11 protein-coding genes and 1 riboswitch are annotated in these 15,325 nt (G+C 71.4%); of the genes, 2 read left to right on the top strand and 9 right to left on the bottom strand.

Annotated features, from left to right (window positions below; all coding sequences use genetic code 11):
- Nucleotides 1-45: 45 nt before the first annotated feature.
- The 4 genes from OG214_RS09945 to OG214_RS09960 all read right to left on the bottom strand — a co-directional run bounded on the left by OG214_RS09945 (nt 46) and on the right by OG214_RS09960 (nt 5,846).
- Complete coding sequence (locus OG214_RS09945; RefSeq protein WP_405984541.1) at nt 46-753, bottom strand: thymidine kinase; 708 nt, start codon at nt 751-753, stop codon at nt 46-48.
- A gap of 124 nt (nt 754-877) precedes the next feature.
- Nucleotides 878-2,080, bottom strand: a complete 1,203-nt coding sequence (locus OG214_RS09950) for an alkaline phosphatase family protein (RefSeq protein WP_405984542.1) — start codon at nt 2,078-2,080, stop codon at nt 878-880.
- Nucleotides 2,080-2,685: a DUF5998 family protein gene (locus OG214_RS09955; protein WP_363082302.1), complete on the bottom strand. Its 606-nt coding sequence runs from the start codon at nt 2,683-2,685 to the stop codon at nt 2,080-2,082. The genes OG214_RS09950 and OG214_RS09955 overlap by 1 nt, the downstream gene beginning before the upstream one ends.
- 104 nt (nt 2,686-2,789) lie before the next feature.
- Nucleotides 2,790-5,846 carry a GNAT family N-acetyltransferase gene (locus OG214_RS09960; RefSeq protein ID WP_405984543.1) on the bottom strand — a complete coding sequence of 1,019 codons (3,057 nt, stop codon included), beginning with the start codon at nt 5,844-5,846 and terminating at the stop codon, nt 2,790-2,792.
- Nucleotides 5,847-5,965: 119 nt separating this feature from the next.
- On the opposite strand from OG214_RS09960, the gene OG214_RS09965 reads away from it, so the two are divergent.
- Nucleotides 5,966-6,247 carry an HPr family phosphocarrier protein gene (locus OG214_RS09965; RefSeq protein ID WP_363082304.1) on the top strand — a complete coding sequence of 94 codons (282 nt, stop codon included), beginning with the start codon at nt 5,966-5,968 and terminating at the stop codon, nt 6,245-6,247.
- 183 nt (nt 6,248-6,430) lie between these two features.
- Here OG214_RS09965 and OG214_RS09970 read toward each other — a convergent pair whose 3' ends face one another.
- The 4 genes from OG214_RS09970 to OG214_RS09985 all read right to left on the bottom strand — a co-directional run bounded on the left by OG214_RS09970 (nt 6,431) and on the right by OG214_RS09985 (nt 11,254).
- A complete protein-coding gene (locus OG214_RS09970; RefSeq protein ID WP_363084086.1) occupies nt 6,431-7,120 on the bottom strand; it encodes a GntR family transcriptional regulator in 690 nt (229 codons plus the stop codon).
- A gap of 133 nt (nt 7,121-7,253) precedes the next feature.
- Nucleotides 7,254-8,015 (bottom strand): M23 family metallopeptidase, encoded by a 762-nt coding sequence (locus tag OG214_RS09975; protein WP_405984544.1) that lies wholly within the window; start codon nt 8,013-8,015, stop codon nt 7,254-7,256.
- Nucleotides 8,016-8,027: 12 nt separating this feature from the next.
- A riboswitch (cyclic di-AMP (ydaO/yuaA leader) is annotated at nt 8,028-8,193 on the bottom strand.
- A 287-nt stretch (nt 8,194-8,480) separates the two neighbouring features.
- Nucleotides 8,481-9,863: a M16 family metallopeptidase gene (locus OG214_RS09980; RefSeq protein WP_405987464.1), complete on the bottom strand. Its 1,383-nt coding sequence runs from the start codon at nt 9,861-9,863 to the stop codon at nt 8,481-8,483.
- 17 nt (nt 9,864-9,880) lie between these two features.
- Nucleotides 9,881-11,254 (bottom strand): pitrilysin family protein, encoded by a 1,374-nt coding sequence (locus tag OG214_RS09985; protein ID WP_363084087.1) that lies wholly within the window; start codon nt 11,252-11,254, stop codon nt 9,881-9,883.
- 349 nt (nt 11,255-11,603) lie between these two features.
- Between OG214_RS09985 and OG214_RS09990 the strand changes: the two genes are divergently transcribed.
- Entirely contained in the window at nt 11,604-14,054 is a 2,451-nt protein-coding gene (locus OG214_RS09990) for a DNA topoisomerase (ATP-hydrolyzing) subunit A (RefSeq protein ID WP_405984545.1), read from the top strand.
- Between the two features lie 103 nt (nt 14,055-14,157).
- Here the strand turns inward: OG214_RS09990 and OG214_RS09995 are convergent, their stop codons facing one another.
- Nucleotides 14,158-15,285 (bottom strand): CobW family GTP-binding protein, encoded by a 1,128-nt coding sequence (locus tag OG214_RS09995; protein WP_405984546.1) that lies wholly within the window; start codon nt 15,283-15,285, stop codon nt 14,158-14,160.
- Between the last annotated feature and the right edge of the window lie 40 nt (nt 15,286-15,325).

Below are 15,325 nucleotides of genomic sequence, written 5' to 3' on the forward strand. Positions count from 1 at the left end.
GAAACTACGGGCCGACGAGGCCGACGGCCCGCGGCCATCTGCCGCTCAGCGGACCGCCGTTCGGCCGTCGGACAGCGATCGCGGTCGCCCGGACAGGGGCGCGTCACCGACCTCGACGGGGAGCACATCGGGCGAGAGCGTGGCCGCCCGCGCGGTGGCCGCGGTCATCCGCCGACGGTGATGGCGGCGGCACAGCACCTCGTAACCGATCTCGTCGCCCGACTGATGCACATCGCCCACCACCACCTGGGCGCCCTCGACCACCATCGCGCCGCCGATCGTCCGCGCGTTGTGCGTGGCCCGCGCGCCGCACCAGCAGAGCGCCTCGACCTGGAGGACCTCGACCCGGTCGGCCAGTTCGACCAGCCGCTGCGAGCCGGGGAAGAGCTTGGAGCGGAAATCGGTGGTGATGCCGAAGGTGAAGACGTCCAGCTCCAGATCGTCCACGACACGGGCGAGCTGATCGACCTGCTCGGGGGCGAGGAACTGCGCCTCGTCGGCGATGACGTAGTCGCAACGGCCGCCCTGGGAGAGCCGGTTCACGAGATACGCGTAGAAGTCGAAGCCCTCGGCGGCCTCGACGGCGTCGGTGACCAGCCCGAGGCGGGAGGAGAGCTTGCCCTCGCCGGCCCGGTCGTCACGGGTGAAGATCATCCCCTGGAGTCCGCGCGCGGAGCGGTTGTGCTCGATCTGAAGAGCGAGGGTGCTCTTTCCGCAGTCCATCGTTCCGGAGAAGAACACCAGCTCTGGCATGAGGGGGTGACGGCCTTTCGGTTCTCGGCAGTGCGACTCGGGTCGCGGTCGGACGGGCCTTGGTGGCCCGCGGGCCCTGGTGGCCCAGCGGCCAGGGGCCTTGGTGGCCCCGTGGCCCGCGGCGCTAGGAGCGTACTTCGAGGAGGGGGACGAGCTGCTCGACGGGGGTCATCGAGCCATGCATCCCGACCATCGCCGACTCGTGCGGCTCCTGGACGGAGGCCGTGATCACCACATCGTCGTGGGCCGCGGCGACGACATCGCCGATCCGTCCGTACACCCGCTCGTCCACCGTACCGGGCGGTCCGAACCAGCCCTCGGCGATCGACTCCTCCCGGCTCGCCACCCAGAACCGGTCGCCGAGCACCTCGCGCCAGACGGCGAGGACATCGGACTCGGCGCCCGGCACGGCGTAGACATGACGGGCCCGGCCCTCGCCGCCGAGCAGGGCCACCCCGGCGCGCAGCTCCCAGTCCTCGTCGAAGTCGATGCGCGACTCCTCGTCGAAGGGGATGTCGATCATGCCGTGGTCGGCGGTCACATAGAGCGCGGTACGGGGCGGCAGCCGCTCGGCGAGCCGCTGGACGAGCCGGTCGACATACATGAGCTGGCCGCGCCAGGCGTCCGAGTCGACGCCGAAGCGATGGCCGTTGCCGTCGACCTCGCTGTAGTACGTGTAGACCAGCGACCGGTCCCCCGCGGCGAGTTGCTCGGCGGCGAGATCCATCCGGTCCTCGCCGGAGAGACGGCCGTGGAAGGTGCCGCCGCTCAGCGCGACCTCGGTGAGCGGGGTGTTCTCGAAGGTCGGGGAGGACACCTGGGCCGTATGCACGCCCGCGGCGTCGGCGAGCCGGAAGACCGTGGGATACGGCTGCCAGACCTCCGGCGCGGTCCAGGGCTTCCAGCGGAGCTGGTTCATCAGCGCGCCGGTCGCGGGGTCGCGGACGGTGTAGCCGGGCAGTCCGTGCACGGCGGGCGGCAGCCCCGTACCCACGGAGACGAGAGAGGTCGCGGTGGTGGCGGGGAAGCAGGTGGTCAGCGGACGGCCGGTGGAACCGCGGGAGGTGCCGAGCAGCGAGGTCAGATACGGAGCCTCGTCCGGATGGGCCCTGAGCTGCTCCCAGCCGAGGCCGTCGATCAGAAAGACGCAGTTCCGGTCGGCCGGGGTCAGTTCGGGAATGGCGGCGGTCAGATGCGGTACGCCCTGACCGGCCGCGAGGGTGGGCAGCAGATCGGCGAGCGAGCCCGTGCCGTACTCGGGCAGCGGCGCGGAACCGAGAGCGAGCGGGACGGGGTCCTGCTCCTGCCAGAGGGCCTCGGCGGCCATCAGCGGCCGGTGGCCGTGGCGGCCGTCGTGGCGGCGGTGGCTTCGGAGAGCGCCTGGGCGAAGACGAGCGTCTGGCGAACGGTGTCGGGACCGTCACCCGCCTCGCTGACCCGCAGACTCAGATCGTCGGCGGTGGAGCTGCCGGTGTAGCCGTGGTCCGCCTCGCAGTTGGGGTCGCCGCAGGCGGCGGGCTCCAGATCGATCCGGGAGACGGCGCCCCAGCCGATGGTGAGGACGACCTCGCGCGGCAGACTGCCCGGGGTGTACGACTCCGGGTTGGAGACGACCCGGCTGACCACGACGGACGAGATCCGGTCGAGCTTGACCGACTCGGTGGAGGTGGTGGCGTACGGGGTCGGGGAGCTGGTGTCGGCGGTCTGCTCGTCGGTGTGGCTGACGATGAAACGGTGGGCGGTCAGGACGAGGACGGTGACATGCCGGCGCACCTCGTTGGCGTCGAAGGTGGTCTCCTGGTGCACCACGTACGACGCGATCTGCTCACCGCCGACAGCGGCCTCCACCGCTTCGGCCACGAGAGCCGGGTAGTAGCCGCTGCGCTCGATCGCCGTGCGCAGCCCCTGGGTCGTCGTACCGGTCTTCGCCATGGCCCCCATCCTACGGGGGCGGGATGGCTGCCGGAGACGCCCAGGAGACCCGGTCCGTCCCGGTGACTTCCCGGTGACTTCCCGGTCTGCGCCTCGGTGACCTCTCAGTAGCTGGGGAGCCTGCGCGGGCCGAGATCGTCGCGGGCGGGAGGCGGCGCGAGGCGGACGCCCGCGTCGAGGACGGAGAGTCCGCGGGTGGCGACGACGACCGGTTCCAGGGTGACGGAGACGATCTCGGGATGGTCGTCCACCAGCCGGGACACCCGCAGGAGCAGTTCCTCCAGGGCGGGGGTGTCGACCGGGGCGGACCCGCGCCAGCCGAACAGGAGGGGGGCCGTCCTGATGGAGCGGATCAGATCGGCCGCGTCGCGGTCGGTGGCGGGTACGAGCCGGTGGGCGAGATCGCCGAGCAGTTCGGAGGGCGCGCCGGCCAGTCCGAAGGAGAGTACGGCGCCCGCGGCGGCGTCGATGGCGGCGCGTACGACGGTGTCCACCCCGCGCGGGACCATGGCCTGGACCACGGGTCTCAGCTCGTCGGGACCGCCGAGCGCCTCGGTCAGCTCGCGATAGGCGAGACGCAGTTGTGCCTCGTCGGCGAGGTCGAGCCGTACGCCGCCGAGGTCGGCGCGGTGGCGGAGGTGGGGCGCGGTCGTCTTGAGCGCGACGGGGTAGCCGAGCCCGGCGGCGGCGAGTGCGGCGGAGTCCGGGTCGGGCGCGGGCAGGGTGGGCCGTACGGGGACGCCGTACAGGGCGAGCAGCTCGTGCGCGTCGGCCGGGGCGAGACGCGTCCCGCGCGGGTCGGCGTCCTCGCCGAGCAGCCGCTCGATCAGCGCGGCGGCCCCGCCCTGGTCGATGGCGTCGTCGATGGTCTCGGGCACTTTCCCTGGCCGCCCGGCCTCCCGCCGCCACCGCGCGTACCGCACGGCCTCGGCGAGCGCCCGCACGGCCCGCTCGGCGGCGGGATAGGCGGGAATGCGCGAGACGGCGCCGTGAGTGCGACCGTCATGACTGCGGCTGTCGTGACTGCGACCGTCGTGACTGCGGCTGTCGTGACTGCGGCTGTCGTGATCGTGGCTGTCGTGACTGCGGCTGTCCTGCGGAACACCGCCTCCGGGGCGCGGGGGAACGGCCGGTGTGGCACCTCCGGGGCCCGCGGCGTGACCGGCGCCACTGGTGTGACCGGCGCCGTCGCCGGATACGGCTGTCGTCGGCGGCCCGGTGGCCGGTCCCGTGTCGGGTGCGGTCTGAGCGGCGGGCGCGCCCGCCGGAGGCGAGAGGGCTTCCGGGAGGCCGACGATCTCCACATGGACCACCGCGACCGGCTTCGACGGGGTGCGGGAGGCCGCCTCCCTGAGGGCCGTGCCCAGGGCGCCGCCGTCGGTGGGGTCGAGCGTGCCCGTCTCGCCGACATGGGGGATCGCGGTCACCACGACCGCGTCGCACGCGTCGTCGGTGAGGGCGTCCGCGAGCGCGACACGGAAGTCCGCCGGGGTCGCCGCCGTCGTGAGGTCACGGGGACGGAGCGGGCGCAGGCCCTCGGTGAGGCAGGCGTCGTAGGTGAGCAGACCGAGCGACTCGGAATTGCCGAGGATCGCGACACGCGGACCCGCCGGCAGCGGCTGGTACGCCAACAGCAGTCCCGCGTCGACCAGTTCGGTGACCGTGTCGACACGGATCACTCCGGCCTGCCGCATCAGCGCGGAGACCGTCGCGTCTGGGATACGGGTGACCGGGACCGCGTGTCCCGGTGGCGCGCTGCCGCTGTGGCGCGCGCCCTTGACCACCACGACCGGCTTCACCGCCGCCGTACGCCGGGCGAGCCTCGTGAACTTCCGCGGGTTGCCGATCGATTCGAGATAGAGCAGGGCGACATCGGTGTCCGGGTCCTCGTACCAGTACTGGAGGATGTCGTTGCCCGAGACGTCCGCGCGGTTGCCCGCCGAGACGAAGGACGACAGGCCCGCGCCGCGCCGGTAGAGCCCGGAGAGCAGCGCGATCCCGATCGCGCCGGACTGGGTGAAGAGACCGATGCGCCCCCGCTCGGGCGGCTCCGGCGCGAGCGACGCGTTGAGCCGTACCGCGTCGGCGGTGTTGATGATCCCGAACGCGTTCGGGCCGATGATCCGCATTCCGTACGAACGGGCCTGCCGCACCAGCGCGCGCTGCCGCTCCCTGCCCCCGGGACCGCTCTCCGCGTAGCCGGCGGAGAGCACCACCAGCCCCCGTACGCCGTGTTCGCCGCAGTCCGCGACCGCCTCCGGCACCCGTTCCGCCGGTACGGCGAGCACCGCGAGATCGACGGGCTCGCCGATCCGCCCGACGGACCGCACGGCGGCGACCCCGTCGATCTCGGTCCTGTCCTCCTCGAAGGCGTGGTTCACCGCGTACGTACGGCCGGTGAAGCCCGCGCCGAGCAGATTCCGCAGGACCGTACGGCCGACCCCGCCGGGCGCGCGCCCCGTGCCGACGACGGCGACCGACCCCGGCGCGAGCAGCCGCTGCACCGAGCGCGCCTCGGCCCGCTGTTCACGGCCGCGCTGCACCGCCAGCGACTCCGCGGTCGGTTCGAGATCGAGTGTGAGCCGTACGGAACCGTCCTCGAAGCTGCGCTTCTGTGTGTACCCGGCGTCCCGGAAGACCTTGATCATCTTGGCGTTGGCGGGCAGCACCTCCGCGGCGAAGCGCCGGATGCCCCGCTCGCGGGCGACCGCCGCGATGTGCTCCAGCAGGGCGGAGGCGATCCCGCGCCCCTGGTGCGCGTCCTGGACGAGGAACGCGACCTCCGCCTCGTCGGCGGGCGCGGACGCGGGCCGCCCCCGGTCGTCGATGCGGTCGTACCGTACGGTCGCGATGAACTCCCCGCCCACCGTCACCGCGAGCCCCACCCGGTCCACCTGGTCGTGGTGGGTGAACCGGTGCACGTCCTTCGCGGACAGCCGCGGGTAGGGCGCGAAGAACCGGTAGTACTTCGACTCGTCGGAGACCTGCTCGTAGAAACTGACCAGCCGCTCGGCGTCGTCCGTGGTGATGGGCCTGATCCGGGCGGTGCCCCCGTCGCGCAGGACCACGTCCGCTTCCCAGTGATCCGGGTACGCGTGGTCGGGGTACGCGTGGTCGGGGTACGCATGGTCCGGCGGCTTCTGGTCCGGCGGGGTCTCCATGGCCAAAGCCTACGGCGGGAGCGGGGGCGGGACGGGGCCGGAACGGGGACACTCCACATCACATGAGACTCTGGGCCGGACATCGTTTTTCAGACTTTTGAGACTTGAAGGGCAACACCATGGCTGAGCGCCGCGTCAATGTCGGCTGGGCCGAGGGGCTGCACGCCCGACCCGCGTCCATCTTCGTCCGTGCCGCCACGGCCGCCGGCGTCCCCGTGACGATCGCGAAGGCCGATGGCGACCCCGTCAACGCCGCGTCGATGCTCGCGGTGCTCGGTCTGGGCGCGCGGGGCGGCGAGGAGATCGTGCTGGCTTCCGACGCGGACGGCGCGGACGCCGCTCTGGACCGGCTGGCGAAGCTGGTCGCCGAGGGACTGGACGAGCTGCCCGAGACGGTCTGAACCGTCCGCACGGCCCGGCTATCCGGCGGTCGCCGGACGGCCCGACAGCCGTCGGGCGGTCGGCCGTCATTTCGCACGGCGGAGCCGCGGTGCGCCGAATTCGGCGCACCGCGGCTCCGTCTTTTCGTGCGGGCAGCGAAGAATAAGCCGCGCTATTCCAATTCTTTGTATACGGCGAGAATGTTAAGTGCGAGCACTCGCGGTGTTTACAACATGTTGCGAAGCCCTCACCTTTTCCCGGCCGCGCTCGGCCCGGCGCAGCCGGTGCACCGCCGCCGTGCGCTCCGCGTGCAGGGCGGTCAGGGACCGCGCGCGCTCCGCGTCGCCGCGCGCCACCGCGTCCACGATCGCGCCGTGCTCCGCCCAGGACTCCACGGGATGCGCGGGCTGGTCGACCACATACATCCAGGCGATCTTGTGCCGGAGCTGGGTGAGCGGGGCGGTGAGCGCCGGACTCCCCGACGCCTGTGCGAGCGTCTCGTGGAACCAGGCGCCGAGCGAGCGCAGATCCTCGCCCTGGCCCCGCCTGGCCCTCTCCTGCCCCAGTCTGACCAGGCCACGGAGCACCTTGAGATGGGCCTCCGTACGGCGCTGGGCGGCGCGGGCCGCGCCCAGCGGCTCCAGCAGCTGCCGTACCTCCAGGAGGTCCGCCGCCTCCTGGTCCGTGGGCTCGGCCACACACGCGCCGACATGGCGGCGGGTGGTCACGAAGCCCTCGGACTCCAGCGTGCGCAGGGCCTCGCGCACCGGGACCCGGGAGACGCCGTAGCGCCGCGCGAGCTGCTCCTCGGTGAGCCGGCTGCCCCGTTCGAATACACCGGAGACAATGTCGTCGCGGATCGCCGTGCATACCGAGTGCGCGGGAATGCGCATGTCCGAACCTCCGACTTAATCCGCGCGAAACGCTGCCGATCGACGCCTGTTCCGTGACTCTATTGCAATCAACGCGGATTTCCGATGGGTGCCCGGAATCAATAGATATCTTTTGGCCAGCGGCCGGCTTCGGTCAGACGTTCACACCGTGTGCGCGCAGATAGGCGACGGGGTCCATGTCGGAGCCGTACTCAGGGTCCGTCCTGGCCTCGAAGTGGAGATGCGGTCCGGTCGCGTTGCCGCTCGCGCCGGAGAGACCGATCCGCTGTCCCGGGACGACGGTCCCACCGGCGGAGACGGCGATCGAGGAGAGATGGCCGTACTGGGTGTAGGTGCCGTCGGTCATCCGGAGCACGACGTTGTTGCCGTACGAGCCGCCCCAGCCGGCCTCGACGACGGTGCCCGCGCCGACGGCCACCACCGGGGTCCCGGACGCCGCGCAAAAGTCGACGCCCGAGTGGCTGCCGGAGGACCAGAGCGAGCCGCCGGTCCGGTAGCCGGTGGTGACGTACGAGCCGGTGACGGGGAGCCGGAAGGCGTTGAGGCGCCTGCGCTCGGCGGCGCGGGCGGCGCGCTGCCTCTCCGCGCGGATCTCCTTGGCACGGGCCTCGGCCGCCCGCCGGGCCTCGGCCTTCGCCCTGGCCCGTACGGCGGCCTGGTGCTGGGCCTCGGCCTGGGCGTCGATCGCGTCGGCGAGGGAGTCACCGATGACCAGGGCCTGGGCCAGCCCGGTCCGTCCGGAGGCCCGGGTGTCCGGCTCGGCGGCGTGCGCCGGGGCGGCCAGGGCGCTGATGACACCTGTCGCGGTGAGCGTCGCGGCGCCGGCGGCGCCCATGCCCCTGCGGGTCCGACGGCTCCGGGCACGATGCTTGCCGGTGGCACGGGTGAACGCCATGTAGCGGTTGGTCCTTTCCCTCCTTCTCGCCTACCGGGACAGAGGGTGGGAGCAGGAAGGTCTCCTACGGACACCTCGGCGCGGGTGTGCGCCAAGGCGTCCGATTCACCCCGGGGACTGCGTGTGGGTCCCCGGCTCCCCAGGCTCGCGCCTGACGGGGACTCGGCGATGGCTGTCCGATGCCGCGGTCGCGGCGGGGTGCTGGCGAACAGCCGGACCGACGCTAAGCGGCTCATCTTTCAATCACCAAATGGACAGGGTGTTTTGTAGCGCACACCACAGGGCAGACAGGCAACCTCCCCACTAAAGCGGACATATGAGGAAACCCCGGTGACGGGTGTCACCGGGGTTTATCTCACCGACGGATTTATCGTTACCGGGCTTATCGGGCTTACCGAGCAGAGCTCCAGCGATCGGAATCGGTCACCGGTGACCGTTCGGTCAGCCGACTGGTCAGCCGATCGGTCAGCCGGAGACGACCGTCACTTCTCCGATACCGAGAGCCGTGACCGGCTCCTTGATCTGCTCGGCGTCCCCGACGAGCACGGTGACGAGCCGGTCCACCGGGAAGGCGTTGACGGCCGCGGCCGTCGCCTCGACCGTGCCGGTCTCGGCCAACCGGGCATAGAGCTGTGCCTGGAAGTCGTCCGGGAGGTGCTGCTCGACCTGGTCCGCCAGCGTGGCGGCGACCGAGGCGGCCGTCTCGTACTTCAGCGGCGCCACGCCCACCAGATTCTGGACGGCCACATCACGCTCGGCGTCGGTGAGACCGTCGGCCGCGAGGGTGCGCAGCACCTTCCAGAGGTCGTCCAGCGCCGGACCCGTGGACGCGGTGTCCACGGAACCGCTGATGGCGAGCATCGCGGCACCCGTCGGCCCGCCCGGCTCCGAGGGGGCGGACGAGCGCAGCACCTGCCCGAAGGCCCGCACCCCGTAGGTGTAGCCCTTCTCCTCGCGCAGCACCCGGTCGAGCCGGGAGGTGAGCGTGCCGCCCAGACAGTAGGTGCCGAGCACCTGGGCGGGCCAGACGCGGTCGTGCCGGTCGGGACCGATCCGGCCGATCAGCAGCTGCGTCTGGACGGCCCCGGGCCGGTCCACGATCACCACGCGGCCGGTGTCGTCGGCGGTCACGGGCGGTACGGGGCGCGGCTCGGCGGTGTCACCGGTCCAGGTGCCGAGGGTCTCCGCGAGCACCTCGTCCAGATCGACGCCGGTGAGATCGCCGACGACCACGGCGGTGGCCGTGGCGGGACGCACATACGCCTCGTAGAAGGCCCGGACGGCCGCGGCGTCGATGCGCTCCACCGTCTCCTCGGTGCCCTGGCGCGGCCGGGACATCCGTGAGGCGGCGGGGAACAGCTCCTTGGAGAGCTGCTTGGCGGCGCGGCGGCCCGGGTTGGCGGTCTCGTGCGGGATCTCGTCGAGCCGGTTCCGTACGAGCCGCTCGACCTCGCTGTCCGCGAAGGCGGGGGCGCGCAGCGCCTCGGCGAGCAGGCCGAGTGCCTTGGGCAGCCGGGAGACGGGGACCTCCAGGGAGATCCGTACACCCGGGTGGTCCGCGTGCGCGTCGAGGGTGGCGCCGCAGCGCTCCAGCTCGGCGGCGAACTCCTCGGCGCTGTGCTTGTCGGTGCCCTCGGAGAAGGCGCGCGCCATGATCGTGGCGACACCGTCGAGCCCCTCGGGCTCGGCCTCCAGCGGGGCGTCGAGATTGATCTCGACGGCCACCACCTGCTGTCCCGGGCGGTCGCAGCGCAGCACCGTCAGGCCGTTGTCGAGCGCACCGCGCCCGGGGGCGGGGAAGGCCCAGGGCCTGGCCTCGCCGGCGGTCGGCTGCGGATGGAAGTCCATGGTCACGGCAGCGTCGCTCACTGGTCCGTCCCCTCGTGCTCGTCGGTCTCGTCGCCGGCCGTGCGCGCCGCGTCGGCGGCGTCCTCGGAGGCGAGCGGTTCGTACACCAGCACCGCCCTGTTGTCGGGGCGCAGCCGTGCCGCGGCGACGGCGCGCACCTCCTCGGCGGTGATGTCCAGCACGCGCGTGACGGCCGTCAGCGCGAGCTGCGGGTCGCCGAAGAGCACCGCGAACCTGCACAGCTCGTCGGCGCGGCCCGCGACCGTGCCCAGCCGGTCCAGCCACTCGCGCTCGAGCTGGGCCTGGGCCCGCTCCATCTCCTCGGCGGTCGGTCCCTCGGCGGCGAGCCTGGCCAGCTCCTCGTCGACGGCGGCCTCGATCCGCGGGACCTCGACCCCGCCGGACGTCTTCACATCCAGCCAGCCGAGGGAGGGGGCGCCCGCCAGACGCAGCAGTCCGAAGCCCGCGGCGACCGCGGTCCGGTCCCGGCGCACCAGCCGGTTGTGCAGCCGGGAGGACTCGCCGCCGCCGAGGACGGTGAGCGCCAGATCGGCGGCGTCGCACTCGCGTGTGCCGTCCTGCGGCAGCCGGTAGGCGGCCATCAGCGCGCGCGCCGGGACCTCCTCGTGGATCTCCTCGCGCAACTCCCCGCCGATGGTGTCGGGCAGCGTGCCGTCGCGCGGCGGCTGCTTGCCGTCGTGGGACGGGATGGAGCCGAAGTACTTCTCGACCCAGGCGAGCGTCTGCTCGGGGTCGATGTCACCGACGACCGAGAGCACCGCGTTGTTCGGCGCGTAGTTCGTACGGAAGAACGCGCGGGCGTCCTCCAGCGTCGCCGCGTCCAGGTCGGCCATCGAGCCGATCGGGGTGTGGTGGTACGGATGGCCCTCGGGGTAGGCGAGCGCGGTCAGGCGCTCGAAGGCCGTGCCGTACGGCACGTTGTCGTAGCGCTGGCGGCGTTCGTTCTTGACGACGTCCCGCTGGTTCTCCATGGACTCCTCGTCGAGCGCGGCGAGCAGCGAGCCCATCCGGTCGGCTTCCAGCCAGAGCGCCAGCTCCAACTGGTGGGTGGGCATGGTCTCGAAATAATTCGTCCGCTCGAAGCTGGTGGTGCCGTTCAGCGAGCCGCCGGCGCCCTGCACCAGCTCGAAGTGGCCGTTCCCCTTCACCTGGGCCGACCCCTGGAACATCAGGTGCTCGAAGAGGTGGGCGAGTCCCGTACGGCCCTTGACTTCATGGCGTGAGCCGACGTCGTACCAGAGGCAGACCGCGGCGACCGGGGTCAGGTGGTCCTCGGAGAGCACCACGCGCAGGCCGTTGGCCAGGCGGTGCTCAGTCGCTGTCAGGCCGCCGGAACCGGCCTGCGCTGTGGCCGTGTGACCCATGGGCATGTACGTCCCTTCGATCGCGATATGGAGAAGTCCTGCCACTGTATGCAAGCGTGCCGACACCTGGCGAAGTTCCCGGGTGTCACACCCGCGCCGGACGTCCCGGCGGACGTCCCGCCGGACATCTCGGCGGACACCTCTCCGAGGTCTCGCCGAGGTCCCGCCGGGGCCTCTCAGCGGTCTCCCGGGGGCTCTCAGCGATCTCCGGGCGGGCTCCCGGGGACCTGTGGACGGCCCCTCGCCGCATCCCCAACGACGGGTCGAGGTCGGCGTTGTCACTGGCTCGGTCCACAATGGTCGGCGTCAGCTAGAGAAGTTGCCGTACAGGACCTGTGAAGGAGCCGCAGCAGCGATGGCCCGCCGCAGCACGAAGACCCCGCCGCCGGAGGACTTCGAGGAGAAGATCCTCGACATCGACGTGGTCGATGAAATGCAGGGCTCCTTCCTCGAGTACGCGTACTCGGTGATCTACTCCCGGGCCCTGCCGGACGCCCGGGACGGCATGAAGCCGGTGCACCGCCGCATCGTCTACCAGATGAACGAGATGGGCCTGCGCCCCGACCGCGGGTATGTGAAGTGCGCTCGTGTCGTCGGCGAGGTGATGGGCAAGCTCCACCCGCACGGCGACGCGTCGATCTACGACGCGCTGGTCCGGATGGCACAGCCGTTCTCGATGCGGCTGCCGCTGGTCGACGGACATGGCAACTTCGGCTCGCTCGGCAATGACGACCCGCCGGCCGCGATGCGCTACACCGAGTGCCGGATGGCTGACGCCACGTCACTGATGACGGAGTCGATCGACGAGGACACCGTCGATTTCGAGCCGAATTACGACGGCCAGGAGCGAGAACCGGTCACGCTTCCCGCCGCCTACCCCAACCTCCTGGTCAACGGCGCCTCCGGCATCGCGGTCGGTATGGCGACGAACATGCCGCCGCACAATCTGGGGGAGGTCGTGGCGGCGGCACGCCATCTGATCAAGCACCCGGCCGCGGACCTGGAGACGCTGATGCGTTTCGTCCCGGGTCCCGATCTGCCCACCGGCGGCCGGATCGTCGGACTGACGGGGATCAAGGACGCGTACGAGAACGGGCGCGGCACCTTCAAGATCCGGGCCACCGCCACGGTGGAGGACGTCACCCCGCGCCGCAAGGGTCTGGTCATCACGGAACTGCCCTTCACGGTCGGTCCCGAGAAGGTGATCGCGAAGATCAAGGACCTGGTCTCCGCGAAGAGGCTGCAGGGCATCGCGGATGTCAAGGACCTCACGGACCGCTCGCACGGACTGCGCCTGGTCATCGAGATCAAGAACGGCTTCGTGCCCGAGGCGGTGCTGGAGCAGCTCTACAAGCTGACGCCGATGGAGGAGTCCTTCGGTATCAACAATGTGGCGCTGGTGGACGGCCAGCCGCTGACACTGGGGCTGAAGGAGCTGCTGGAGGTCTATCTGGACCACCGGTTCAACGTCGTGCGCCGCAGGAGCGAGTTCCGGCGGACCAAGCGGCGCGACCGGCTGCATCTCGTCGAGGGCCTGCTCGTCGCGCTCATCGACATCGACGAGGTCATCCGGCTGATCCGGTCCAGCGACAATTCTGCGGAGGCCAAGCAGCGGCTGATCGAGCACTTCTCGCTGAGCGACGTCCAGACGCAGTACATCCTGGACACCCCGCTGCGCCGGCTCACCCGCTTCGACCGGATCGAGCTGGAGAGCGAGCGCGACCGGCTCAACGGCGAGATCGACGAGCTGACCGGAATCCTGGATTCGGACACCGAGCTGCGCAAGCTCGTCTCGGCCGAACTGGCCGCGGTGGCGAAGAAGTTCGGCACCCCCCGGCGCACGGTGCTGCTGGAGTCGGCCGGTTCCTCGGTGGCCGCGGTGCCGCTGGAGGTGGCGGACGACCCGTGCCGGGTGCTGCTCTCCTCGACCGGTCTGCTGGCCCGTACGGTCAACGGCGAGCCGCTGGAGGGCGGCGACGGCAGGCGCGTCAAGCACGATGTGATCATCTCGGCCGTGCCCGCGACGGCGCGCGGCGATGTCGGCGCGGTCACCTCGGCCGGACGGCTGCTGCGGATCTCGGTGATCGATCTGCCACAGCTCCCGGACACCGCCTCGGCGCCGAATCTCTCGGGCGGGGCTCCGGTCTCGGAGTTCCTCGCGCTGGAGGGCGACGAGGAACTGGTCTGTCTGACCACACTCGACGAGTCGTCCCCGGGCCTCGCGCTGGGCACGCTCCAGGGCGTGGTCAAGCGGGTGGTGCCCGACTTCCCCGCCAACAAGGACGAGTTGGAGGTCATCACCCTCAAGGAGGGCGACCGTATCGTCGGCGGAGCTGAGCTGCGCACGGGCGAGGAGGATCTGGTCTTCATCACCTCGGACGCCCAACTGCTGCGCTACCAGGCCTCGCAGGTACGGCCCCAGGGCCGCCCCGCGGGCGGTATGGCGGGTGTCAAGCTGACCGACGACGCCACGGTGATCTCCTTCACGGCGGTGGACCCGGCGGTGGACGCCCTGGTGTTCACGGTCACGGGCTCGCACGGCACACTGGACGACTCGGTGCGTACGGCCAAGCTCACACCGTTCGACCAGTACCCACGCAAGGGCAGGGCGACGGGCGGTGTGCGCTGCCACCGGTTCCTGAAGGGTGAGGACATGCTCGTGCTGGCCTGGGCCGGGGCGAGCCCGGCGCGGGCGGCGCAGAAGAACGGCGCTCCGGTGGAGCTGCCGGATCCCGATCCGCGCCGGGACGGTTCGGGTACGCCGTTCACCCTGGCGGTGGAGGCACTGGCCGGGCCCGCGCACTGACGGACGAGGGCCCGGGATCGCGGACCCGGATCCCGGATCTCCGGTCCGGCTGAAGTTACGGCTGGTCCGGGGCGGCGGCCGGGCCCTCGGGCCCGGCGCCGGCTCAGGGCTCGGCCCCGGCGGCGGGCCCTGGCTCGGACGGGTCGGGTACGTAGCGCAGGACGCCCCACATCGCCCGGTCGTCGACGGGGGCGTCCTGGGGTCCGGACTCCTCGCAGACCGCCAGCTCCTTGAGCAGCGCGTCGCCGTCGATGCCGGAGCCGATCAGTACGAGCTGGGTGCGGCGCTCCTCGTCGCGCGCCCAGGGCTCCGGGTAGAAGCGCAGAAACCGGCCGACCGCGTGCAGGGCGTACCGATTGCCCGGATCGAACGCGCCGAAGTCCACGAACCCCTTGATCCGGTAGAGCCCTTCGGGCCGGGAGTCGAGGAACTCCATGAGCCGGCGCGGGTTCATCGGGGCCCGCGCGGTGTACGAGACGCTCTCGTACGCCGCGTGGAGATGGCCCTCGTGGCCGTCGCCGCCGCTGCCCCCGTGACCCTCGCCGCCCTCGTGGCCTTCGCTCCCCTCGTGCGAGGTTTCCCCGTACAGCAGATCCTCGAAGGAGAGCTGACGGACCTTCTCCTCCTCCGCCGGCACGGCCGGGTCGAACAGCAGCTCCGGATCGATCCGTCCGTACGAGGCGGAGATCACGGGTGTCCCGGACGTGAGCCCTCCGACGGCGGCCAGGACGCGCCGCCGCTCCCGCTCCGCCACCCGGTCGGACTTGTTCAGGACCACGAGATCGGCGATCGCGAGATGCCGGTCGATCTCGGGGTGGCGCTCCCGGGTGGCGTCGAACTCGGCCGCGTCGACGACCTGGACCAGTCCCCCGTACACCGTGCCCGGATGGTCCCCGGCCAGAAGCATCCGGACGAGTTCCCGCGGCTCGGCCAGTCCGCTCGCCTCGATGACGATGATGTCGATCCGGGCCTCGGGCCGGCTGAGCCGCTCCAGATAGGTGTCGAGTTCACTCGCGTCGACGGCGCAGCACAGACAGCCGTTACCGAGCGAGACCGTCGAACCGACCTGTCCCGCGACCGTCATGGCGTCGATCTCGATGGCGCCGAAGTCATTGACGACCACCGCGATACGCCGGCCCGCGCGGCGGCGCAGAAGATGGTTGAGCAGGGTCGTCTTACCGGATCCCAGAAAGCCGGTGAGGACGACCACCGGGATCTGCTGCCTGCTCACGAATGCGCCTCCGTGCCGCGTGGGGGTCGAGTCGGTGCCG

The sequence above is a fragment of the Streptomyces sp. NBC_00872 genome (genome assembly GCF_045161915.1).
Lineage (GTDB): Bacteria > Actinomycetota > Actinomycetes > Streptomycetales > Streptomycetaceae > Streptomyces.